This is a genomic window from Nitrospinota bacterium (assembly GCA_027619975.1).
In the GTDB taxonomy this organism is placed as follows: Bacteria; Nitrospinota; Nitrospinia; order Nitrospinales; family VA-1; genus JADFGI01.
In genome coordinates, this window is record JAQCGX010000001.1 from 73,972 (window position 1) to 98,193 (window position 24,222).

The 24,222-nt window shown below is 46.3% G+C and carries 22 protein-coding genes; 9 read left to right on the top strand and 13 right to left on the bottom strand.

Annotated features, from left to right (window positions below; all coding sequences use genetic code 11):
* Window positions 1-10: 10 nt before the first annotated feature.
* A complete protein-coding gene (bamD, locus tag O3C58_00395) occupies window positions 11-775 on the bottom strand; it encodes an outer membrane protein assembly factor BamD (GenBank protein ID MDA0690321.1) in 765 nt (254 codons plus the stop codon).
* Between the two features lie 348 nt (window positions 776-1,123).
* Between bamD and O3C58_00400 the strand changes: the two genes are divergently transcribed.
* Window positions 1,124-1,900: a MotA/TolQ/ExbB proton channel family protein gene (locus tag O3C58_00400; protein MDA0690322.1), complete on the top strand. Its 777-nt coding sequence runs from the start codon at window positions 1,124-1,126 to the stop codon at window positions 1,898-1,900.
* An 82-nt stretch (window positions 1,901-1,982) separates the two neighbouring features.
* Window positions 1,983-2,390 carry a biopolymer transporter ExbD gene (locus O3C58_00405; GenBank protein ID MDA0690323.1) on the top strand — a complete coding sequence of 136 codons (408 nt, stop codon included), beginning with the start codon at window positions 1,983-1,985 and terminating at the stop codon, window positions 2,388-2,390.
* A gap of 45 nt (window positions 2,391-2,435) precedes the next feature.
* On the opposite strand, the gene O3C58_00410 is transcribed toward O3C58_00405, so the two are convergent.
* The 11 genes from O3C58_00410 to O3C58_00460 all read right to left on the bottom strand — a co-directional run bounded on the left by O3C58_00410 (window position 2,436) and on the right by O3C58_00460 (window position 10,145).
* Entirely contained in the window at window positions 2,436-2,729 is a 294-nt protein-coding gene (locus tag O3C58_00410) for a hypothetical protein (protein ID MDA0690324.1), read from the bottom strand.
* A gap of 194 nt (window positions 2,730-2,923) precedes the next feature.
* Entirely contained in the window at window positions 2,924-3,202 is a 279-nt protein-coding gene (locus O3C58_00415) for a NifU N-terminal domain-containing protein (protein MDA0690325.1), read from the bottom strand.
* Window positions 3,203-3,386: 184 nt separating this feature from the next.
* Window positions 3,387-3,962 carry a tetratricopeptide repeat protein gene (locus tag O3C58_00420; protein MDA0690326.1) on the bottom strand — a complete coding sequence of 192 codons (576 nt, stop codon included), beginning with the start codon at window positions 3,960-3,962 and terminating at the stop codon, window positions 3,387-3,389.
* 184 nt (window positions 3,963-4,146) lie between these two features.
* On the bottom strand, window positions 4,147-4,953 hold the full coding sequence (locus tag O3C58_00425) for an ATP-binding cassette domain-containing protein (protein MDA0690327.1): 807 nt from the start codon (window positions 4,951-4,953) through the stop codon (window positions 4,147-4,149).
* Between the two features lie 16 nt (window positions 4,954-4,969).
* Complete coding sequence (gene cobC, locus O3C58_00430; protein ID MDA0690328.1) at window positions 4,970-5,629, bottom strand: alpha-ribazole phosphatase; 660 nt, start codon at window positions 5,627-5,629, stop codon at window positions 4,970-4,972.
* Between the two features lie 127 nt (window positions 5,630-5,756).
* On the bottom strand, window positions 5,757-5,942 hold the full coding sequence (locus O3C58_00435; protein ID MDA0690329.1) for a hypothetical protein: 186 nt from the start codon (window positions 5,940-5,942) through the stop codon (window positions 5,757-5,759).
* Between the two features lie 530 nt (window positions 5,943-6,472).
* A complete protein-coding gene (locus O3C58_00440; GenBank protein MDA0690330.1) occupies window positions 6,473-7,183 on the bottom strand; it encodes a DUF420 domain-containing protein in 711 nt (236 codons plus the stop codon).
* Window positions 7,184-7,261: 78 nt separating this feature from the next.
* Window positions 7,262-7,441: a hypothetical protein gene (locus O3C58_00445; GenBank protein MDA0690331.1), complete on the bottom strand. Its 180-nt coding sequence runs from the start codon at window positions 7,439-7,441 to the stop codon at window positions 7,262-7,264.
* A gap of 6 nt (window positions 7,442-7,447) precedes the next feature.
* Window positions 7,448-8,032, bottom strand: coding sequence for a hypothetical protein (locus O3C58_00450; GenBank protein ID MDA0690332.1), 585 nt, complete (start codon window positions 8,030-8,032; stop codon window positions 7,448-7,450).
* A gap of 378 nt (window positions 8,033-8,410) precedes the next feature.
* Window positions 8,411-9,196, bottom strand: coding sequence for an HmuY family protein (locus O3C58_00455; GenBank protein MDA0690333.1), 786 nt, complete (start codon window positions 9,194-9,196; stop codon window positions 8,411-8,413).
* A 34-nt stretch (window positions 9,197-9,230) separates the two neighbouring features.
* Window positions 9,231-10,145, bottom strand: coding sequence for a hypothetical protein (locus O3C58_00460; protein MDA0690334.1), 915 nt, complete (start codon window positions 10,143-10,145; stop codon window positions 9,231-9,233).
* Window positions 10,146-10,661: 516 nt separating this feature from the next.
* Between O3C58_00460 and O3C58_00465 the strand changes: the two genes are divergently transcribed.
* The 7 genes from O3C58_00465 to O3C58_00495 all read left to right on the top strand — a co-directional run bounded on the left by O3C58_00465 (window position 10,662) and on the right by O3C58_00495 (window position 23,139).
* Window positions 10,662-12,665, top strand: coding sequence for a (Fe-S)-binding protein (locus O3C58_00465; protein MDA0690335.1), 2,004 nt, complete (start codon window positions 10,662-10,664; stop codon window positions 12,663-12,665).
* 95 nt (window positions 12,666-12,760) lie between these two features.
* Window positions 12,761-13,066, top strand: a complete 306-nt coding sequence (locus O3C58_00470; GenBank protein MDA0690336.1) for a (2Fe-2S)-binding protein — start codon at window positions 12,761-12,763, stop codon at window positions 13,064-13,066.
* Window positions 13,067-13,194: 128 nt separating this feature from the next.
* A complete protein-coding gene (locus tag O3C58_00475) occupies window positions 13,195-13,743 on the top strand; it encodes a hypothetical protein (protein ID MDA0690337.1) in 549 nt (182 codons plus the stop codon).
* A 1-nt stretch (window position 13,744) separates the two neighbouring features.
* The gene (larC, locus tag O3C58_00480) at window positions 13,745-14,944 is read left to right on the top strand and encodes a nickel pincer cofactor biosynthesis protein LarC (GenBank protein MDA0690338.1); all 1,200 of its coding nucleotides are present in this window, start codon (window positions 13,745-13,747) and stop codon (window positions 14,942-14,944) included.
* Window positions 14,945-15,319: 375 nt separating this feature from the next.
* Window positions 15,320-16,957: a glycosyltransferase gene (locus O3C58_00485; GenBank protein MDA0690339.1), complete on the top strand. Its 1,638-nt coding sequence runs from the start codon at window positions 15,320-15,322 to the stop codon at window positions 16,955-16,957.
* Window positions 16,958-16,960: 3 nt separating this feature from the next.
* Window positions 16,961-18,949, top strand: coding sequence for a polysaccharide deacetylase family protein (locus tag O3C58_00490; protein MDA0690340.1), 1,989 nt, complete (start codon window positions 16,961-16,963; stop codon window positions 18,947-18,949).
* On the top strand, window positions 18,946-23,139 hold the full coding sequence (locus tag O3C58_00495) for a tetratricopeptide repeat protein (GenBank protein MDA0690341.1): 4,194 nt from the start codon (window positions 18,946-18,948) through the stop codon (window positions 23,137-23,139). The genes O3C58_00490 and O3C58_00495 overlap by 4 nt, the downstream gene beginning before the upstream one ends.
* On the opposite strand, the gene O3C58_00500 is transcribed toward O3C58_00495, so the two are convergent.
* The gene (locus O3C58_00500; GenBank protein ID MDA0690342.1) at window positions 23,120-24,199 is read right to left on the bottom strand and encodes a glycosyl hydrolase family 18 protein; all 1,080 of its coding nucleotides are present in this window, start codon (window positions 24,197-24,199) and stop codon (window positions 23,120-23,122) included. The two genes, O3C58_00495 and O3C58_00500, sit on opposite strands and share 20 nt — an antisense overlap.
* Window positions 24,200-24,222 lie beyond the last annotated feature (23 nt).

Sequence of the window (24,222 nt, forward strand, 5' to 3'; positions counted from 1 at the left end):
AACAGAAAATTTACCGTAGCCTTTGCAAGCGGATTTTCGCGTCTGTGGAATATCGGCTTTTAGGATGTTTATTAATCAGCTCTTTATATGTTTCTACTGCTTTGCCAAAATTCTCTTCTTCATAATAAGACTCGGCGATCAGGAAAGTAGCCTCATCGACAAACTTCTGATTGGGATAAGTTTCCCGCACATTTTCCAGTCTTGCGATAGCGGATTGATAGGCACCGGTCCGGTAATAAAATTTTCCGATCTCGAACACGCTTTGTGCCAGTACCTGAAGCGTCTCCTCCCTTTTTTGGACGGCCTTGGGGTAAAAAGGGCTTTTGGGAAATTTTTTTATAAAGTCATCAAATCCTTCGAGCGCCGCATGGGTATTGGTTTGATCCCGCGTGGCGATTTCCATGAGCCGGAAATCGCACATGGCTTTATAAAAATGGGCCCGGTCCACATAGCTCTTGACAGGATACAGCTCGATAAATTTTTTATAGTGAAACTTGGCTTCTTCGTATTCCCGGTCAAGATACGTGGCATTAGCCAGGAGCATGAGGGCCTGTACGCGCTCTTTACTGTCCGGGAAGTCCTCCAGAACCTGTTTGAACGATTCCTTTGCCTTAATATAATCCTGCTTTTTGGAAAACTGTTTCCCCAAGGCAATGAGCTGATCCGGGGGGATGTTTTCTTTCTTGTTAACGGTTGTGCACCCTGCGAGCAGAAAAATAGAAATTAGAAGAAGGATGGGGAACTTTAGACTGGATTGCAAACGGAGCCGATGCATGGTCTTATTAAAAAAAGGTGGATAGGTTTTTCCCGCTATACGGGGATACCTTCGTACGCAAAACAGGAAATACCAAGATTTGGTATACAAACATGCCAGGAGAAAATTGCATTTTGTCCCGCTGGTTTTTACGATCATTGTTAAAAGTGTAAACCTTTGAGGTTACCTTAATATATAATAAAATATTTGATTTTAAAAGCGCTTAAAAACAGGCTCCGGCATTGCGGCTTGCCAGGATTGTTTTTTTCATGCTATAAAAGTTAAGTCCTTTTTAAGAACTTTAATTGGCTGTAACGTTAATGGCCTCCTCAAATCTCAGAATTCCTTAATTAATAGATGCCTTCTTTCATGAGAAAATTCTACCTTCTTGTCCCCGGAGTTATTTTTTTTACTTTTCCCGCTATAGCTCAGGCGGCGGAGCGCCCAGGTTCCAACCAATTGGAAATCCTATCCCTGATTGAAAAGGGCGGCATCATGATGTACCCCATTCTTTTTTGTTCCATCCTGATCGTTGGGATCGGCATTGAAAGGGCCTACAATCTTCGGAAAAAGAACATCATTAATACCGATTTTTTGAAAAGCGTGAGAAATCACTGGAACTGGAAGGATGTCCACTTGGGGTTGCAATTGTGTAACTCTCACGATACCGCCCTGGCCCGAATTCTGAAAGCGGGGATATTGCGAGTCGGGGGGAAACTGGATGAAATTGAACGGGCGATTGAGGGTTCCGGGCAACATGAAGCCTCGTTGATGAATTCCAACCTTCGAGTTCTTGGTGCCGTTGCCAATATCACCCCGATGATGGGATTGTTGGGGACAGTATTTGGGATGATCAAAGCATTCAACGTCATTTCGCAAAGCGGGACGGGAAACCCAGGGTTGGTGGCCAGTGGCATTTCCGAGGCTTTGGTAACCACTGCCGCCGGGATGGTGGTGGGGATTCCCGCTCTGGTTCTTTATCATTACTTCCGTGGAAAAATAGACCATTATGTTTTTGAAATGGAAGAAATCTCTTTTCAACTGGTAGAAGAGCTTTCCTATGAGGCGATGCTAGAGAATCAGGCCCTGGAAACGGGCGCCGAAGTTTCGAAAAAATCCGCAAAGGAAGTTCGAACCACCAGTTAGTGAAATAAGTTTTCCGAACAGGATAATTTTTTCAATACGGGGCATTTCTTTGGCCCGTCGATACACAACCTTTTAAAACATTATGCGCTTTAGAAAAGACGAGGAAGAAAATTTCAGCTTTGACATGACGCCCATGATCGATGTGGTGTTTTTACTGCTGATTTTTTTCATGGTCTCCACCGTGTTCGTCGATTTTAATCGCCAAATGGATCTCACCCTGCCTTCCTCAAAGTCCGCCAATCTGGATGAGAATACCAAGACCCTTGAAATTGAAATGACTGCGGATAAACAAATTTTCTTCAATGGCAAAAAAGTGACTTTAGATAATCTTGAAAAAGCGCTTGGAGAAGCCAAGGGGAAACCTTCAGAAGATAAAAAAAAGACCGCCATCATTCGGGCCGATAAAAATCTGCCCTACGGGAACGTCATCAAGGTGATGGGAATATTGCAGAGCGCCGGATTTCCCGACATCAGTGTCGCAGTCAAATAAGTAGCTTCAGGTCTTTAATGCGGCAAGGGAAGGTTTTCTTTTGCTCTATCTGAGGATGGAAGGCTTGTTGTGGCGGTTGATGATCCATTCATTCAGCATCCTGACTTCATCAGGAGTTAGAATCTCCAGCAGTGACTTTGGTTCCGGGTGATCCTCATCATTGACGACCACACAATAGTTTCTTTCCAGATAGGCCGCCACATGGGCCTTGAATTGGGGAAACCAGAAAAGCTCGGAAAAAATATCTGCATGGTATTCTTTGCTTGAGCTTTTGGAATTGAACTTCGAAAGTTTCGAGTTCAGTTTGGTTTTAAAGTCTGCCTTCAGTACGATTCCCATGGTCGTATTCCGGTTTAATTTAGCGACTCTAATATTTTAAACGATGATTCTTCTCTCCAGGAATAAAAATTTTGGTGAATTCAGCGGCATCGGATTCTCTAAGAGGATTGCAAAGTTAAATCTTTAAATATTAGGTAGTTCCCCGATTTCCAGTGGTATCTATCCAGCAAAATCTGCCGAGAGGAAGAACACCTCTAACTGGAATTGGCAACGTGCCGAATCGTTTCAATGACTCGGGATTGAATACGCGTCCAGCGGATTTTTTCGTCCTTGGTCACGTGAATGCTGTCTCCAAGAACCCAGAGGGACTCGACTCCGGGGATTTTAAAAAGGGCTTTTGCCAGGGGGTCCGATTCGGCGGATTCGGCATCCGGGTAAGTACGGCCTGTCCCAGGTGGGATGATGTCGTGATCGAGGGAAAAGGTTACGTAATTGGGATTGCGGGTTGCGGTTATTTTAATTTCTTCGGTCATGATCTCTTCTCTAAAGATTAACAATGAAATTTTAATCCCACAAGTGGGTTTTATTCCCTGTGGCTAGCTGCGTCTTTTAAACAAAATCCTTGTCGGAGTTTCCGTCCGCTTGCGGCGGGGGCATTGATTGGAGTCTGTAAACGTGGCTCCTGGCCTTAGTACAATTTTCGGGATGTTTTTATCGTTACCGGTTGTATCCAAATTTGACGATGGCTTCGTTCAGAACCTTTTGCGTGGCCTCGGCGGCTTCTGGCATGTCTTGAGCTTCAAACAGGCTCACGGCTTTCTCCAGGTTGATGATGACCAGGCGCTTGAAGGGCGGCCCTTTTTTGTAATTGTAATACGCCCACCCCAGGTTGCCATGGGCCTCGGCGTTGTTTCTTTCCCGGTGGACGACAATATTAAGCTGACCAATCGCGTCCTCCCATCGACTCAGCCGATTATACACGTTTCCTAGGCTGATGCGGGCGTCCATGTGAGTGGGTTCCAGTTCCACGGTTTTTTTGAAGGCGATAACCGCCTTTTCATATTGCTGTAATTTTTTGTAGGCGATGCCAAGGTTGTAATGGGCCACCGGAGATAAATCATTCAGTGCCGTGGATTTCTTGTAGGCCTCAATAGCCTCTTCAAGGCTTCCCTGTTGGCTCAACTCATTGCCTTTTGCAAACCACCCCTCGGCATCGAGAGCGTGGGCGGTTTGGGAGTGACTTGCAAGCGCCAGAAGGGTGAATATTAAAATGCTGCCAATATGGAGCCGCATGGATCGGTTTCTCAAGTGTATAAATTTCAGACGAAGATCAAAAATAAACTGGGGCTCGAAAACTGAGCTTATGATGCTAAAGATGGGAATTTTACCCCATTTATCCGGAAAATGACAGGCAAAGAGAATGGAGAAGGGGCTTGATAAGGCGGTCGGTTCAGTAGCGATTGGGCAACCGGTTGCATTACGAAGGCTGGTCCGGTGCGGAGGGGCGGCTTCCGGTAATCCAATACCGGCCCTCATTTTTTTTCAGGGTGATCGGGCAGTCCAGGGCTCCAGACAAAACCGCATCGGTGAGCATGTCTTCCTTAGCGCCCTGGTTGTAAATGGTCCCGTTTTTCAAATAGAGCAGGTGGGTGATGAAGGGCATGATTTCGTCAATATGGTGGGTGACATAAACCAGCCGCGTTTGGGTTGCCGATAATTTCTCCAGCGTCCTGAGAAAAACCTCTTTGGTGGGAATGTCCAGCCCGGTGCAGGGCTCGTCCAGTATCAGGAGGGAAGGGTGGTTGACCAAAGCCCTTGCCAAAAGAGTTCGTCGCGCTTCTCCGTAGGACATTTTTTTAAACCCGGTTTGCGCCAGGCGTTCCATTCCGAGAAAATCCATCCATTCCAGAGCGGTTTGTTTTTGCTTTGAGGAGATCTTTTCATAGATGCCGATCGAGGAAAATAACCCGGAGGCCACCACTTCCCAGCCCTGCAGGTTGTAGCGATAATTCTCCTGGTATTCTGCGGAAACGAAGCCGATTTTTTCCCGGATTTGATCCAGCGGTGTGAGTTCCGGATTGTCGAACCAGCGCACTTCGCCTCCGTGGACGGGAATGAGATCGCCGAAGACCAGTTTCATGAAAGTGGTTTTGCCGGCACCGTTGTTCCCGACCACAGCCCAGTTTTCGTCAGCGAGCATGGTCCAGTTGATGGAAGACAGAACTTTATAGCCATTCACGTGAACGACGGCGTTTCTGATTTTGATAAGAGGTTGTATCGCCATGATGGTTCCCGGCCGGTTATTGGATGGCTATTTTTTTGTGCTTGCCGGGGTGGGAGGGAATGTGATGATGGGTACCGCCAACCAGCTCCACCACGGCATTGTCTGCATAAAACTGGATGACGTTGATGGCTCCGTATTCCTGCTGGAGGCGGAAAACATTGGCCATTGGAATTCCCAGGAGATGGCTCAGAATGATACGGTTGACGCCGCCATGCGCCAGGATCACGATGGTTTCGTCAGAGTGTCCGGCCACGATTTCTTCAAATTTCGGAATCACCCGTTGCTGGAGCTGAAGAAAGGTTTCTCCTCCTTTAACAGAAAACGTTTCGATGTTTTTGAATTGGCTATCGAGTTGACCGGGATATTTCTGGTTGACCTCCTGAACGCTCAATCCTTCCCACTCCCCGAATGAAAGCTCCCGGAGTTCCGGAAAGGTGATGGGTTTGAGGCCATGCGGCTCGGATACGATTTCGGCGCAGATGCGGGTGCGTTTCAGGTCACTGCTGTAGACCGAGTGTATGGAGAGATCTTTCAGGGATTCAGAAATTGAGCGAAACTGTTCCTTCCCCGTAGAGGAGACATCCACATCAAAATGGCCATTGAAACAGACCTGTCCCGCATTGGCGGTTTCACCGTGGCGAATGAGATAGACTCTGCAGGAAGGTTCACCATTCATGATTTTTAAGGTCCGGGTTGAACAAGGGAAAGGTAGGGGGCGAAAGCGTTGCCTGTAAGATTTGTACAAAAAAAATGACAGGCTGAAAGCAGCCTGTCATTAATTTGTACTATGTGTTTAAGACGCCTTAGTGTCCGGCACCACCACCACCGCCACCTGAACTCCAAAGGTAAAAGAAGTCCAGACCCTGAACTTTCATCAAACCAATGTTGATCAGCAAATAATAAAAGAACATCGCGACCAGTGCGATGATAAACCAGATTATCGACTTAGGGGTGATAAACTTTTTCTGCTCCTCTTGGATTTCGCTCATTTTCCTATTTTTCTCCTCATAGGTTTAACTGGTTGTGTGTTGAGTGTTTAACATTAACGCCAAACGGAGGCGAACCAGTAGAAGAACCATAAGCTAAAAATAATTGTGGCCACATAAATAAGTGGTCCTGCTTTTTCTTTGATTTTATCAATGTCCATCAATAACCCTCCGTATTATGGAAACTATTTACCAAGTTTATTCTTGACAGTTTTGAATTTCGGATGTTACATTTTCCAGATATTAATTTTCAACCGCTCTAAAATATTGAGGAATATGTATGGCCAGCAAAAACGGAAAAATCTTTGACACCATCGTTTACATTGGCCTAGGGGTCAATGGATTGACCGCTACTTATTTACTACTGATGTACTTCGAAATTATATGATTCTTCGGGAAACTTAACACAGGCATTTCAAACGTGTCAAGAGGAAAAACTCCCCATGTTTCAATAAATTCTAATTTCCCCAAAATTTTAACTTTTATCCCCCTATGCCGAAAAGTAAAAATAATTTTAAGGGTTTATTTTGAGACTATTTTACCGGGTAAATCACGTAAAGCATTAAGTAGGTGGCGGTGCTCGTGGACAGGATCAATCCGTAAATAATCATGGTGCCGCGTCCCAGAATCCGGTGGCGTCGGGCGCCGTCTGGAAGCATTTTTTCGATGAGCTTTTCGAGGCTGACCACCAGGGCCACGGTGCCAAATATCAAAGCCCAGGCAATACTGGCTCCCATCGATGCGTGACGAACCGCTGTCAGAAACAGCTGGTTAACTCCCCATAGGCCGAGAATCGAGAGCATGACGATTTTAAAGGTTTTGGCGTGGACGGTTAACTTTCCCGCCTTCAGCACGAAATCACCGTTGACTTTTTCGCTGGCCCGAAATCCTTCCACCAGCATGTAAAAAGACAGGATCAGGCCCAAGGTCACTAAAATCAGGTGGGTGGTCAGGACGGGAATAAAAACGTTGTCGTAAACTTCCCGCGGGCCGCCGAAGCCTTCTTCCCCTTCAAAAGACAACACCCCCAACTGGCGGGCATAATAGTAGGCGCAGAAATAAACCACCATCGAAACCATGGAAACCAGGATCAGGTTATGGTGTCTGGTGCCCTGGGCTCTTTTGGCAAATCCCCATGCAATTAGAAAGAGCACGGTAAAAACCAAAGCCAGCAGATAGCTGACATCTGCTCCCAGGGTTCCTGAAGACGCCAGGAAGCCGGGTTTTTCGAGTAGTTCTTTCATAATGATGATGGCTGTCTTTTTAAGGTTGTTCTTTCGGGAATGCGCAAGATCTTAATATGAGAAAATCCGGAAGAAATCTTACTTTTCAGCTTTGCTTAATAGAAACGTCCCCAGGTAAAATTCTACAATGCCCAAAATAGACATGTAAAGAAGCGGCTCCATGCCCTTGTCGGTGAAGAAAAGAAAAACCACGTATGTGATTGTGCACAAACCCAGGAGCTGGAGGGCTTTCCCTAAAAAGTAAAGAGTCTGTGCCATTGGAGATTAATTACCGATACTTGCCCGAACACTGTCATTGGCTCCAATCAGCTGTTCTATGTGTTCTCGCCCCCGCGATTGGATGTTTTGGCGAACACTTTGTAACACCAACTTGCCCTGCGTGGTGAAGGCGCTGGGAGCCTTGGGGAGGTTTTCAAAGTTTTCGCCGGACGGTTTTCCCTCATAGGTTTTCATGACTTCCTGCGTGTCAAACAACTCGTCCAGAGGGTATTTGTATACCAGCTTCACATAGTCTCTTTCCTTTTCGGTTTCCTTTTTGGAGTCCCACACGATGTTTTCCATTTCAACGGATTCCGGTTTGACTCCAGCCTTGGCAAGACTTTTTTTAATTTGATCAAAATAGACTTGCATCTTATTGGAATCCTTGACTTCGTCTTCAGGTATTTTGGAGCTGATCTCGAACTCGATTTGGTTATCTTTTAAGGTAGGGCGGCTGATTTCATAAGTGATCTTATTGTGGTTAAACCGGCGGCCTTTCTTGGGCTGATATTTCGATTGCATTTCTTCAATCAAATCATTCAACCCATCGTTGGCAAATTGACTAAAAAGTAAACCTTTTAAACTTGACATGGTTCTCCTTCCAAAATTCTAAGGTTGTACTGATGAGATTTCATTTAACGGTTATTTTTCAAAGTACCCTAAATGACACGAAAACTTATAAAATAGCACTCCCGGAAAATAATGCAATTTGAAAATCCGGTTTTCTTGAAAGGCCTTGGAGAGTTTTTCTATCGAGCCAATTTTTAACTCTTTGGCACTTCTAAAAATTGACAACGGCACCGAATCGCCAATTCTAAAGAAGCGTCTTTTGTTTTAGTAGGACAGGCGACCTACCCTTAAATTTAAGGATAGGTCGCCCGTGCCACTGATTTAAGAAACTTTTGCACACGGATTCTATTTTCTGTGAAAACTAATTTTTAGAGATGCCCTCTTAAAGCTTTCCTTCAATTACATACCTTGCGGCGCTGGATTTTGGGTCGCGGAAGAGGATGCAAGCCCGACGCTGTTATTCAGAAAACTATTGGAACCATTGTCCTGGTAGGAGTAACGCATTTTTATGCAACCGGTTTCCTTGTTTTCGCAGTAGAAGCTCATAAACTGGACTTTTGCAAATTTGCTGTCTGCAGTGCGTACCGCATAAACATTCTTTTTGGCGGTTAGCTTGTGGGTCAAATAATTATAAGAATACCATTTCATGAGTATCGGGTTTTCCGTCTCGGTTTTCGTGTTTATATCCTGGGTATAGTTTTCAAGAGGAGCGTTAGCCACGATGTCAAAGTCACCTTCTTTTAAGTCGAACAACCCTGCCTTGCCGAATTTATTGGTGGCTCCACCGTTAGAAATCACTTTCCCCCTTCTAAACGCCAGGTCCCATTCCAGGGAAGACGGATCATGAATTTCGACAACGGACCCTCTGGAAAAGTCGAAATAGGCCCAGTCTTTCTCTGAAGAGGCGTTTACCGTGATTATTTGCGAGGCAATCTGGTTTGCTATTGTCATCTGCGGAGCCGGGGCGGTGGATTTTGCCACTTTCCCTTCTTCCGGCAGATTGACGCTAGGAGAGTTTAGGAAATCGTCCATCTGCATTAATTTTGAAGGAAGCCAGAATATGCCGACCAGTATTACGCTGATGCATGCATTCAAAAGAAAAAGGTTTCTCCACAGTTTTTTCTTCTTTTCAATGGCGGCAAGGTCTTTTTCGGATAGGTTGGTTAAATTTTTATTATCGAACATGGTGTTTTTAAGAATGAATTAAAATTATCTACTGTTATTGGCTTTTTTTATCATGAAACGCTTTTAAAACCTTCTTCATAGCGGATCGGGAAAGTTCCTCCTTGCTAAGCCAATGGGTATTCCCTTCCAGGAATCCTCTGATATTGGGAGTTTGCGTCCCCACAAATCGGGCGCCCCAGATCACATCGCCCGTTTTTACATTGACCAAATAGGCTCCGAACTCGACCCCGCTGGAAATACTTTTCTTGATTTCTCCCTGACGGTTGACGTGAGAGTCCATATACCGGGTCACGGCGCCGATCAATACGGCATCGACCTTTTTATTTGAGTAAGGGAGAACATCGCTGGAGTGATCCCTTTCCCCCTGCCCTGTGGCTTTATAATTTTCCTGGTTAGCCGGAGGCGGAGTTGCTGTGATTTGCAAACGCACATCCTCACTTTCCCTGGGTGGAGGGATGACCCGGTACTTATTGTATGATTGTAATTCCTGGGATATTTGGTTGGCAACAACGTAGCCGGCATTTTCGTCCTTAAAGGGTTTTACCGTTTTATTTTCAAAACCTGCCACCCCAATGACGCGCGTGTTTTGAAAGGCGCTTATATTGAAAACTATGCTTTGGACCTGGTCCACCGGGGCGGTTTTCAATAGTTCCAGATAATATTTCGGAAACTGTTTTCCGTGGTTAAACTTTTTAATATAATCAGGATAAGGATGCGGTTCATTGATAAAAGGAGTCAAATTAGGATGCAGAGAAAGATCGGTCGGTGGGGTGACCGGGTTCATCGGATGATATCCGAGCTCCTGCTGATCGGCCCCTTGATGGTCGAGTTTCAAAAAGGGTTCCCCTTTCGGGATGCCGTAACCTGGAGTAGAAAAGGTAAGCACCAGGATTGCCGGGGCAATCGTAAACAGTGCGGTAACGCATAAGTTGCGCCTGGATAAAGCCACGATGAACATCCTTCCCATTGGGCGTAAAGTTAAGTATTTATTGTATATCACTACTGTCCGGTTAAATTCTTGAGATTGTTGCTATAGCATTTTCTGAAAAATAAATACTCTATTTTTCAATAGGTTAGATTTTTTATCCCATGCTGTCCGGGAAAACCTGTATCTCAATCCCCGAAAAGCTTTTCTGCAATAGCAGGATAACCCGTTTTCGTTGTGGAAATGGGCGTATAAAGCCATTTAAGAGACTCTTTGGTGCTGTCCGGTTAAAAAAAGAGCCAAATTAAGCCTCAATTTTTCAATGAAAATTTTATTTTCCCCGGACACTACTGATTGTATATCCTTTGTTACTTATCAAATATAGCATACGGAGGTTGGAATTCAACTGCGATTCCCCTGCCATTGATGAAGAAGGATAGCAAACAGGGTTTTCTGGTACTATCAACTTTTTTAAAGAAGAATTTCCTTTAAACGGATGCATCGTGGGTTTTATTCCTTGAGTCGCTTTAGGACATTTTCATGAATTCTGCTTCTTATCGGGCTTTGGACTGGGTGTCAGCTCAATATTTACCGGCGCTGTTGGGCCTTTTCAGCCTCATCGCCCTGGGATTTTTTTTCGCCGGCCTTTGGCCCAAGCTCCGGGTTTTACGGCAAGCGGGTTCCGAAAACCGGTTTGATCGCCCGGTCCAACGCATCTGGAACACGGTTCGCATCGCCATTCTGCAAACCAAGCTGCTTAAAAACCGGAATGCGGGGTGGATGCATGCGCTGATTTTCTGGGGATTTGGGGTGCTTCTTTTGCGTGCCGGACATTTTTTCGTGATCGGATTTTTCCAAGATCTGCCGATTCCCCTGCCCGGTTTTGAACTTGTCCATTATTTATACAGTTTGATCAAAGATGTTTTTGTGGCGCTGGTGACGCTGGCTGTCCTCTATGCCCTTTACCGCAGGGTAGTCGTCAAGCCGCCACGTCTCAATCTTTCAGGCGAGGGGATTCTTATCCTCATTCTGATTTTGGCGATCATGGTCAGCGATGTGGTTTTCGAGGGCGCATATTTTACAACCAACCCGTCTGCTGGAACTTTATGGGAGCCTTTGGGGCTGGTGTTTTCCTATTCTTTGGCTTCTATGGAGCCTGCGGTAGTCACCTTCCTGCACAATCTGGCCTATTGGACGCACATATTGAGCATCCTGTTCTTTTTAACGCTGTTGCCCAGAAGCAAGCATTTCCACATCATCACCTCCATTCCCAATGTTTATTTTTCCAATGTCACAGGACGTGGCAACCAACTCTCCCGTATCAACTTTGAAGATGAAAGCAAAGAATCTTTTGGCGTGACACGAATCGGAGACTTTTCCTGGAAAGCTTTGCTGGATCTTCACACCTGTACGGAATGCGGCCGGTGCGACATGTTCTGCCCGGCGCTCAAAAGCGGAAAACCCCTATCGCCAAAGGAACTCACGATTGACCTGAGAAATCACTTAAACTCTTTGCAGGGTGAAATTCAGGCTCAATCGTCTGGTGTTCCCGCCCTGCTCGGCGGGGTCATTCAGGATGAAACCCTGTGGTCCTGCACTACCTGCGGGGCCTGCGAGGAGGAGTGCCCGGTCATGATCGAATATGTGAACAAGGTGATTGATTTGCGGCGGGGTCTGGTTTTGACCGAGGACCGCTACCCGCAGGAGTTGACGCGGGCCTTCAAATCTCTGGAAACCAACAGCAACCCCTGGGGGTTCGGACGCGATGCGAGAGCCGATTGGGCGGCGGATTTGGGGCTCAAGCTGTGGGACAAGGAGAATCCCACCGAGTACCTATATTTTGTCGGGTGCAACGGCAGTTTCGACAACCGGGGGAAGAAAATCGCATCCGCAGTGGTGGCTTCCCTGCAAGCGGCGGGGGTGGATTTCTCCATTCTTGGAAAAGAGGAAGGATGCACTGGCGACCCGGCCCGTCGAGCCGGAAATGAGTATCTGTTCGACATGCTGGCCACGCAGAATGCCGGGACGTTTGCGGAAAACGGGGTGCGGAAAATCATCACCCATTGCCCGCACTGCTTCAATTCGCTGAAAAATGAATACCCGGAATTTGGCGTGCACCTTGAGGTGATTCATCATTCGGAATTATTGAACCAGCTCATTAAAGATGGAAAAATCGCTCCCGGTGAAAAAACCGATGAAAAGGTGGTGGTCCACGATTCCTGCTATATGGGTCGGCACAACCAGGTGTATGAAGCGCCACGGGAAGTGCTGGCGGCAAAAGTGCAAGGGGAGAGCATTCTGGAGGTGGAAACCAGCCGCGAACGGGGAAGCTGCTGCGGGGCAGGGGGAGGGCGGTTTCTCCTGGAAGAAAAGGTGGGTAGCAAGATGAGCCACAACCGGATCGACGAATTGATGCAGGCCCAGCCGGACACCATCGCCGTCTCCTGCCCGTATTGCGTCCTCATGCTGGAGGATGCCCTCAAAGCCAAGGGATTGCAGGGTAAAGTGAAGGTCAAGGACATCTCTGAGATGCTTGCTACATAATAGCAATGGACAAAGTGGCGTGTTTTTATTACAATAATGAGACTAGTTATCAATATTAGTTGTTGTTTTTTTCAATGCCCTTATTTTACTGATCCATGGAACCCACTGCCGTCGAAAATGATGAAATCATTTGCAAGTGTTATCAGGTCAGTGAATCGACGATTCGTTACTGCATTGAATCAGGAAATCTTACCACCATTGAGCAGGTGACTAAGGCCTGTGAAGCGGGCGGGGGATGTCATTCCTGTCATATTCTGATCGATCTGTTTATTGATGAGCATCAGGGGAAAACCACTCCAATGGAAACCCTGGTCGCCACCCATGCTAAAAAAGTAAAGAAGCGCGGAATTCTGGGTCGTTTCTTTAACAAGATAAAATCGGGCGCACCCGCACCCAAATAACCGCCCGCTATTCCTGCCGTATTCTCTTGCAACTCCCCAGGTTTTTAACTAAGTTGGATTGAAATTATTTTTGCATTTATTAAAAACTTCTTAACCCTTTTATTAAGAAACCAAAGGAGCCATTTGCAATGAAAAGCCAGGATTGCATTTTATTCAGTGGTGGCGTCAATGGGGCGGAAGCTGAGTTTGGAAGCCAGGCGGAAGCCGCTGGCATCGAAGAAGTGAATTTTACCTTCGATGGGCATAAGCTCAACAGAAAACGCGGCGTTCGGTTTTTGACATCCGAAGAACTGCTAAGTGGGGATGTCAGCCTTTCCTACGTATCCAAATTAATGAACCGGACGTACAGTTCGGGGCCTCTGTTCCGCAAGGTTCTGCAAAGCATCTGGCATCAGATCAACCATGCGGAAGAGGTGTTTGTGGTGGGGAAAATACTGGAAGACAACACCATCAAGGGGGGAACAGGCTGGGGCGCGGAATTTGCAAAAATATGCAACAAACCCCTGCATGTGTTTGACCAGGAAACGAGCCAGTGGTTTACCTGGAAAACCGATCATTGGAAAGAAAAAAAATCCGTCAAAATCAGGCGCAAACATTTTGCCGGAACGGGCACTCGCTTTTTGAATGACAACGGCAAGAAAGCCATCCAGACGCTGTTTTCGGACTCCTTCAAGTAACATGGCATCTACCGGAAAACCTAAGCGGGCCGCCTATTTCGATTGCTACTCCGGTATCAGCGGCGACATGATCCTGGGCGCTCTGGTGGATCTGGGCGTGGATTTGAAAATGATCCGCGAGGGCTTGAAGTCACTCGGTTTGTCTAAAGGATACGAAATCAAGTCCCGGATCGTCCAGCGGGGCCTCATCAGCGGCACCAAGGTTGATGTGGTGTTAAAACCCATCAAACGCCCGCACGGAAGACATTTTTCAACCATCAAAGAGCTCATTCAGAAATCGGAATTGCCCGCAAAGGTCAAATCCGACGCTATCGAAATATTCAGGCGCATCGCCAAGTCCGAAGCCAAGGTTCATCATACGAGCATGGAAAAGGTCCACTTTCATGAAGTGGGGGCGGAGGATTCCATCGTCGATATCGTCGGTGGCGTATTGGGCATGGAACTTTTGAACGTAGAGCGGGTATTTTCCTCGCCGTTGAATGTGGGTGAAGGCGTTGTCGAATGTGCACACGGAACCCTGCCGGTTCCGGCGCCTGCGACCCTCAACCTGCTGGAAGGCATCCCCTGTTTTTCTACCGGAATCCAAAAAGAACTGACCACGCCTACAGGCGCGGCAATGATCGGGTTCTTCGCGGAAAAATTTCAACCGCTCCCAAAAATGACAATCTTGAAAACCGGCTACGGCGCCGGGGATCACGTCATCGAAAACTCGCCCAATATGCTGAGGATCATTCTGGGTGAGATAGAGGAAGCAGGTGAGACCGAGTCCATGATGATGGTGGAAACCAATATCGACGACATGAACCCGGAATTTTATGACCACGTCATGGACATGCTGTTCAAAGCCGGAGCGGTGGATGTTACCTTCACCCCTGTCAGCATGAAAAAGAATCGCCCGGCTACGAAACTCTCGGTCCTGGTTGCGCCGGAGAAAAGAGAACAAATATCTAAAATCATCCTGTCGGAAACGTCTACCTTTGGCGTGCGTTATTTTGAAGTGAACCGCACAACCCTGGACCGGGAAATTGAAATGGTGCAGACTCCTTATGGCCCGGTCAAGGTGAAAGTAGGTTCATTGGATGGTGTCCTCCTGAAAATTTCTCCTGAGTACGAAGATTGTAAAAAAATTGCCCGCAAGGAAAAACTCCCCATCAAAAAAGTTTATGAAGAGGTTCTAAGGTTGGCGCACAGTCGATTGTAATAAATATTCGACTGGCTTTGTCGAAATATATTTTAAGTCTTGTCATAAAAACACAATTCAAAGCGTCAAAATTTTCACGATCTCTTGGTAGTTTGACATGTCCGCCCTCCGCCTTTTAGCAATTCCTTAAAAAATTTAGCGATTTTATTCCGAATTCTTAAAATAAAACCATTCCTCCAAAAAGCAGCCATTGAGTGCCCCCCCCCAGTCTTAAGCGGTTATCGCCCTGCCTTAAATTGAACCTAATTTAAAAGTGGATAATTTTTGTGTGGAAAACCACACAAATAAGAACGCATATTGCTAGTAGGTTACCTGTAGGCAAAGAACATCAAAAAATTCTACCTGTTGCTTGATCTATCTGCTCGCGAGGATTTGATGTTTCAAAAAAAAGAAAATACCAGGTCTTCCCCAAGTTTTAAAGGGGAAGAGAGAAGCTTTCGCCGCAAGTCGGTGAAGGCCGGTTTATTGTTTTCTGATTTGAAACCCTTCTGCAAAGAGAAAAAACTTCGGGCCGATCTGATTGATATCGGTTACGGAGGCGCCCGAATATCTACGCCCACGCCACTGAAAAAAGGAACGTGGATCCACCCCCTCACCTATGACGATTCCGCCAAAGACAATCGTTCGGGCTCTCTTCTTAAATCAGCCTGGAATGACAAGGCTAAAGTGGTTTGGGAGAAGGTCCATGCATCGAATAAGGAATCCACAAAGACAAATTATACCTACGGATTGGAATTTGCCAACGATAGGAAGGAAATTATAAAATACAGGTTTTTCAAGTTCCTTCCCAAACTGGTAACCCTTTTTCTTGTTTTAGGCACCCTCAATGTTTTGTATTTGAAATGGTTCAATGTTTTTTATTTTTGGTATCAACCGGTTTTAAATGTTTACAGCATAATCATCTCCGTTTATATCCTTTCCCGATTTATATTTTCCGCATTCTACCGACCTCCTGAAGACAAAAACCACTTTCCGACGATCACTGTGGTGATTGCCTGTAAAAATGAAGAAGAATCCATTCGCCGCACCATTGACTGTGTGTATCGGTCGGATTACCCCAGTGACCGTCTTGAGGTGATCGCGGTGAATGATGGGTCTACCGACGATACCCTAAAGGAAATGAGTCAGTCGGCTCGGGAGCATCCTTCATTAAAAGTCGTCAACTTTAAAGCAAACCAGGGCAAGCGGCAGGGCATGGCCATCGGCGCCCGCATGGCGAAAGGCGAGATTCTGGTATACATCGATTCGGACAGTTTTGTCCGGCCGGATGGCCTGTATAAAATCGTGCAGGGATTTTATGACTCGGCAGTCGGAGCGGTTTGCGGGCACGCCAATGTGACCAACGCCAGAGTCAATGCGCTGACCAAGATGCAGGAAGTCCGTTACTTTGTCGCCTTCCACGTGATCAAGGCGGCGGAATCGCTTTTTTCAACCGTGTCCTGTTGTTCGGGATGCTTCGCGGCCTACCGGCGCAAATACGTGATGGACATCCTCGATCCGTGGTTGAATCAGAAATTCCTCGGCATTCCAGCCACTTTTGGAGATGACCGCAGTCTGACCAATTTTATGCTCAGGAAATACCGGGTGATTTATCATGCCGAGGCGGTGTGCACCACTCTCGTTCCGGAAAAATATGGAGTATTTTTTCGTCAACAACTACGCTGGAAAAAATCCTGGATTCGGGAAAGTTTTCTGGCCTGCCTTTTCATGTGGAAGAGGCATCCGGTAGCGGCTTTTTTCTTTTACTGCGGTGTGATGTTCCCGATCATCGCCCCTTTCATTGTGTTGAATGCCATTGTTCTCCCTCTTCTGGGATTTTGGCCGTTCTCCTATCTTTATATCTATGGGGCTATGTTAATGGCAGGTCTTTACAGTCTCGTTTACCTGGCTTTTTACCGCAACAGTTTGTGGGTTTACGGGATATCGTTTTCTGTTTTCTACATGCTGGTTCTGGTCTGGCAAACCTATTATGCCCTTTTTACCGTTCGGCAAAACCATTGGGGGACGCGGTGAATCATGAGTGATCACAAAGAGGCTTACGCGTCCCGAACTTTTAAAAGGGATAAATATGCATGGGCCTTTCTGATTTTATTTGTTCTGGTTTTTTTTCTGACAACCGGGGGATGGAGAGAAACCGATCGAATTATCTTCCGCTCATGGGAAGAGCCGGTATCGAACCAGGCCACTTTGACGGTTCTGGAATTTGACCGGGTGGTTTGGAAAGAAAACGAAGGGCATGTTCATCAGGACCAGTTGCGCAAACAGTTGAATGCTCTTGCTGAAGATGGTTTCGAAGCGGTTTCGATAAGGGATGTTTTTAACTTTTATTACAAAGGTGACAAGTTACCGGAAAAATCAATTCTTCTGATTTTTGCAAATGGTTATTTGGAAACCTATTCGGTGGTTGATCCAGTTTTGAAGCAAATGCATTGGCCTGCGGTGGTATCTCTGATCACGGACCCGATCGTTCGACGGGAAACATTTTTCCTGTACTGGGACCGATTGCGACAAATGGTGGATAGCGGTATTTGGGACATTATTGCAGGAGGACACTTCAGCCCCAAAGGGATGACGAATGCCAGTAAATTAATGGACGGGTTTTACACTCGCAAGGTTGGGATTACAAAGGATGAACGGGAGGCAATCGATCGCGAAAATTCCGCAAGTATTCTTCAGGATTATAAAGTCAGCCATGACTTGATTGAAGAAAATATTTCTGGATATAAAACTCTGGCTCATTCTCATAGGTATTTAAAAAATGCTAATTTGGGCTATTTAAGCAGTGCGCCTTTGAAACAATTATTTAAATTGGGATTTGTGGATAGTTTTGTCGGAGTCAACAGGGAAAAATCCGATCCGTATCGACTGCGACGGCTCAGAGTCCAACCCGGCTGGCAACCGGAAACCCTCCTTGCAGTGACGAATAAAGCCATTCACGCAACGGCTATATCAGAGCAGAGAGCAACTGAGGAAGATTCTGCCTGGTTTACCAGCGAGGGGGAGTTGGTGGAAACATCAGGCCACTCAAATATTTTATCTAGCAAAAAATTAAGTGTTGTCCGCAACCAGAGCGTAGATCCAGAAACCTATCTTCACGGGTTTCCCGGAACGTCGATCTTTCTTCCAGGGGGAAATAGTGCGGACAATTGGATTTTAGACGTCAATTTCCGCCTGAATCGCGGTGAGTTCTGGATTCGACAAAACTCTATTGAGCAAGGAGAGGAATGGCGATTGGGTGGCAATGAAAATAACCTCAATTTGCAATATCGAGTGGCTCACGGCAAATACGAAAATCTTGCCAGTTCCAGAGCAGGATTTCCTCTGGAAGTGTGGCAGCATGTGCGACTCATCAGACGAGGGCAAGGGGTTATTGTCAATTTGAATGGCGAGAGGTTGTGGAATTTGCCCGTTCATTTGCGGTCCGCTTTAAAGGGAGATATTGCGCTTCAGGTTTGGTCTGGGGACGGTGAAGGCGCCTTGAAATTGAAGAATGCCAAGGTCTCATTTTTCCCCCATGACATTCGCTGGTTGGAAGAGTACCCGCAAGAAATGGACGTTCAGCGCCTCATCCAAGACGCGGAGCGGGTTTCAGGAGTGACAACGGTCACGCATGTGATTCAAGGGGACCGATTGCAATCGGTTCCTTATGATAAAGACTTGTTCCAAATCATTGCTCACAGATATAGCTGGGATTTTATTCCGACTGTAAGCCTCCTGTCTGAGAAAAAAACATCGAAACATGAAGACGCGAGTTTCGGTTATTTGTGGATGTCTGAAATCCAGACTTTGGTGAAACAAAACCAATGGACTCACGTGCACCTGGATTTGAGTAAACAGACCACTGAAATGAAACCGGAGGGGTCTGTCCGTTTTTCGGAGTTAAAGGCGGAACTGGAAAACATGGATTGTCAGTTGCTGGTAACTGCCAGAGGCAGGTCGGATATCGGGCAATCAATTGAAGATTCAACTGAAACGTTGTCGAGCGATCGTCTGAGTACGTTGTGATTCTATTTAAAGAAGGTTCTGTGAATGTAAGGATGTTGTGCTGTGTGGCAACACTTTGCGTTTTTAAATTAGCTTTTATCCCTCAGATTGTTTTTGCCGGGAGTGAAGGGCAGGATGCCCTGGATCAGGGAACACAACTTTACAAGAGGGGCGAATATCAGGAAGCCATAGCCTCCTTTAAAAAAGCAACCGCTATTGATCCGGGGATCATCAAGGCCTGGGAGAATTTAGGTTGGGCTTATTACAAGTCGGGTGAGACAAATAAGGCTCTGCAGACTTGGGAAACCATCCTTAAAGTGCAACCGGACAATCAGGACATTCGTAGGGCCGTTGGAATTTTGTTAATGGAAACCAATCAATGGCGGCGTGCCATCCCTCATCTGACCGCAAGCCTGAAATCAGACCCGAATCAAAACCTCGTTCGCTTGCGTTTGGGAAAAGCCCATCAAGAAATTGGCCAAACGCGCCGCGCTGTGGGTCTTTTCAAACAGGCATTAAAAATACAGCCAGATAGTTTGGAGGCTCTTGCCCATCTAACTGATAGCTATGAAAAATCAGGTCAACGGGACTTGACGGTTTCATTATTTAAATTTTTTTTAGCGTCGTACTCCGGTTCCCTCAACGATGAAACAAGAGAATGGGTTGCCGTTAAATTGTCCAGCCTGTTTGCCCGTCAGGGAGACGAACTGTATAGAAGAAGCCGGTTCAAACAAGCTGAAGCGGCCTACAAACAAGCTTTGAACTGGAAACCGGGAAGTAAAACCATCCTGCAGAATCTGGGGTGGGCCATGGAAGAACAAGAAAAATACGATGAAGCGGTGAAAGCATGGCTCAAAATGGTGGACCTCGGTTATACAGGGTTTCAATTATTCCACCAGATTGCGAATGCCTATTACCATTCCGGAAAGATGGAGCAGGCGGAAATTTGGTATCAGAACACGGCGGGGATAGACCCCTCCAACCAGAATGTGCAGTTGCGGTTGTTTGAACTGGCATTGGGAAAAAATGAAATCCCGCCTGCGCTAACGGCATTGCATCAGGCGGTTGCTTTTCATCCGATGGATCAAAACTGGCTCCTTTCGGTCACCAATCATTTCATTCGAAATAGTAGCATTGACCAGGGCCTTGAGTTTTTTCATCATCAGCTTTCCATTTCCTCAAATTCTAAAACCACGAACCGGGTTTTAGGGCGAATGTATGCCAAAAAGGGCGCCCTCGAGCGAGAACTTGGAAATGGTGAAAGGGCAATGTGGAATTATGAACAAGCAATTTTGCTCGATGAGAAGAATGCCTCTGCCTATAGGGATTTAGGATGGCTCTATCAGAGTGCAGACCAAAGGGGTGAAAGCGAAAGGGTATGGCAACAGTATCATGAAAAAAATCCAGATAAAGCGGAACCCTATAATTTATTGGCGCGATTGTATTTGAATCAGGGAGAGTATGACAAGTCTCTGGTAGAGCTCCAAAAGAGTTTGCAGATTCACCCGGATCAGCGAGACCCGCAATTATTGCAGGCCAAGGCATTGTATTGGAGTAAGAAATATCCAGAAGCGATGGAAGTCGTGAATCGCATTGTTCAGGAATACCACAATCACCTCCCCATTCAGTATTTTTATGGAGAGGTATTGATGCGGCAAAAGGACTTCAAGAAGGGACAGGTTCAATGGAGGAAAGTGTTGGACATGGGATCAATCGCTCCCAGAGCTCATTTTTATTGGATAAAATCATTGTACGAAGTTGGGGAGTATGAGACAGCTGTCAAGGAAGCGCAAAAATTCCTCAATCACCACCAACCTTACAGGCCGGTGATTAAACTTTTAGTGGACGATGCCTTGTTCCGTCAGGACAAAGAGCAGGCGGTTTTCTGGTACGAAACATTATTGAAAAACTTTGGAAACCATCCGGGCGAATGGCTGGAACTGGCAAAACTGCTTATAGATCTGGATCGTTTCTCTCAGGCAAATGAAACTTTGAAGAAAGCTGAAAGAATATTTCCCGGTGATGTGGATATTCAACTTGGCATAGGGGATTTGCAGTCCAGGGAAGATGAGCACGAAGACGCACTGAAAATTTTTAGAATCATCAGCAAAAAATACCCTGATAACCGGAGAGCCTATCTCGGAACCTTTCGCGCTTTAAAAGCGCTTGGACACTTGGAGGAAGCGATTCAACATCTGCAATCCAACCAACATATTTTTCTAAAAGATTATGAAGTGAATCTGGAAACGGGAAACATGAGGGTTGCGAAGAAAGATTCAGACGGGGCAACAAACTATTATTCCCGTGTGGCAGACCCAATAAAACCTGGGAAATATATTCCAATTCTGCTTTATCACGGGTTGAGCGACCATCCCCGGAGCCGCAACTTATGGGTACAACGTTTCGACCAACAATTAAAAGCCTTGGCCGATGCAGGCTACACACCTCTCACGGTGGCTGAATTGGGAGAGATGGTGAATCAGAAACGTTCTTTTCCTGAAAAGCCGATTTTGATTACCTTTGATGACGCTCGACGGGATGCTTTTCAACTGGGGGACCCAGTTCTAAAAAAATATGGCATGAAAGCAACCATGTTTATCCCCACAGCCAAAATTAATGCTGAGGACCCTTTCTTTTCCGATTGGAACAAGAATCGTGAATACGCGGGGTCGGGTCGGTGGGATTTTCAGGCACACGGGCATCAGGCTCATGATCCTATTATGATCGATTTCACTGGAGCGAAGGGGAATTTTCTGACCCATTTACGTTGGTTGGATAAAAACAACAGGCAGGAAACTTCAGCTGAATTTTATGCCCGATTGGAGGGGGATTATCAGCAAAATGGTAAAATTCTAAACACTCAAATTCCTGGATTGAACGTGGTTGGTTACGCGTATCCTTTTTCAGAAGCGGGACAATCTCAGAACGGAAATGCAAAATCAGCCAGGGCGATCAATCAGGTTATTTTGGAAAAATATTTTCAATTCGGATTTATTCAGGACCAGACGGGGTACAACTGGATTGAGACGGGAAATGTCAAAACTTCTTTATTACGCCGTTTCTCGGTTCCGCGGGACTGGGATGGAAAGCGGTTGATCCAGCACCTTGTTGAAACCCACCCGTCGCATAGGGCCAAGGTCGCGCTGGCAAAATCCCAGTATTGGAATGGGCAATACTCCGATGCCGGAAAAACTTTCTCTAACCTCATTTCGCAGGAACCGGGGTTGAAAGATAAATTTCGATTCACCCTTGCCAATATTTCGTATCAAGGCGGAAACTATCAGGATTCAAAAGAGCTTCTGGAAGGCATTTCCGATCAGGAGTCTGTTCTTAATCCAAAAATAGACGCATTGGAAGAAGCCGTGGACTGGAAAACCCGGCCTCGCGTTTCAGGGGCCTTTGAATTTTTCCACGATTCCAATGACCGGGTCAATCATTCCGAGTCGGCAAAAATCTATTTTCCTCTACAGATTCCCCTGGAACTGACGCTGGAAGGCGGCATTCTTAATTTTAAGGAAAAGGATCGGACGGATATTGATGGTGGTCAGGTGAGCGCGGGGTTTCATTGGCGAGGCTGGAAATCATTGCACCTGGAAGGATCGGTTCGTCACCGTTCCCTGTCTCAAAGGCAGGACACGCAAAACTATTGGGGTTCTGCGCAATACCGGAAAAATAACCACACGATCCGCTTCAATGGGTCGAGAAGAGACATCGATACTGTCCGGGCCCTAGAGCAGGAAATTCAGGTGAAAACATACAGCCTGGGATATCAGACACGGTTTTCTTCGGCTCTTCTGGGTCGGCTGGGAGTTTCCTACCAGGATTATGACGACGGTAATACGGGGTTTGATATCAGAGCGGGTTTGAGCTATCAATTGCCCGTTTTAATAAATTGGAAAATTGGAGCCGATCTTTCCTTCAGGGATTCCGAGTTTGAAGCCAGGGAATATTATACTCCCGACCAGTTGTTGATCGGGGTCGTGAGGTTTCTTTATAAACGGCGGTTGAGCAAAGATGCCGAGGTCCGGGCTGAATTTGGGGTTGGCGGGGCGGATGATAAGGTGAACGGCGTTCGTTGGGTGAGTAACGGTGGATTCAATTTTGATTATTTTCTGACCCGAAAATTAAAGGCGGGTCTGGCGACACAGTTTTCCGTGGTTCCCGGTTATGACAGCGTCAATGTGCAAGCCGTCATGGGTTACCGTTTTTAAACTGGGCTTTTAATTCCCTGGTCAACTCCGGGTCCTGCCTGCCGAAACTCCAAAACATCACCTTGTTGAATCCCAACTCCCGAATCTGCTCGACTTTAATTTTCAGACTGTGAGCGTCTTCATAATAGACGATCCCGTTGTCATCTTTTGTTTTGTAAGAAAAAAATGGAACCTGACTGGTCGATTCCCGTTCGATTTGAGCGTCGTGTTTGGTTTTTAATTGCATGGCTTGGTCGTATTGAATCGCTTCATTTTTATTGGCGCCCCAGTGCATTCCGCTGACTTTGAGGACGGGCACGATGGTTTTTACTGCGCATTGACTTTTAGCATGATTAAGAACTTTGGAAATCCATTCAAGCGTTGCCACCGGACCCGGTTGGGTTTTTGGATTGTGTAAATTGTACAGCATGATCTGCAATCGGTCCGCGTGCTGGCAGATTTCAGACCAATCCATTGTCCCCTGGCCCAAGGTGGACCGATTCCAGGTTTTGGGTTGGACGGTGACGGATAAGGATAGATTGCGTTTTTTTAAATCGGCGGACAGCTCGGAAATGAAACGGGTGAATAGAAGCCGGTCGTCAGGCAATAAGTTCTCGTAATCGATATCGACTCCTGAGACACCATAGCTTTCAGCCAAGTCAACAATTTCCAGGCGGTGCTTGAGACGCGAAACGTCATCCGATAAAATTTTATGAACGAGGTTGGCGTCCTTGAGAATCGATTTCTTGCCATCGATTGCTTGAACATCATTGACAATCGTCATCCAGGGTTTGAAACCGGAAGCTTTTAAGTGCTTTACCGCATCCTGATAATCGATGACTGCTGAATTAACCACGATGGGGGTTCCCTCAGAATTCAGCTGGGTGGAAAACAGAAAAATATCCTGATAGACTCCACTTTCTTGATCGACAGTTTGCATTCCGCGTTTGAAATCCCAGTAAGTCACCCACCCGCCAAATTGGATGGAGGAACCAGCCTCCACTGCTCTGATGGACCAGGCAATGAGAAAAATGCTGAGAATAAAAACCGCTGTCCGCCGCCTGTAGAGATGTTTTCGCATTGCTATAATTAAAAAAATATTTA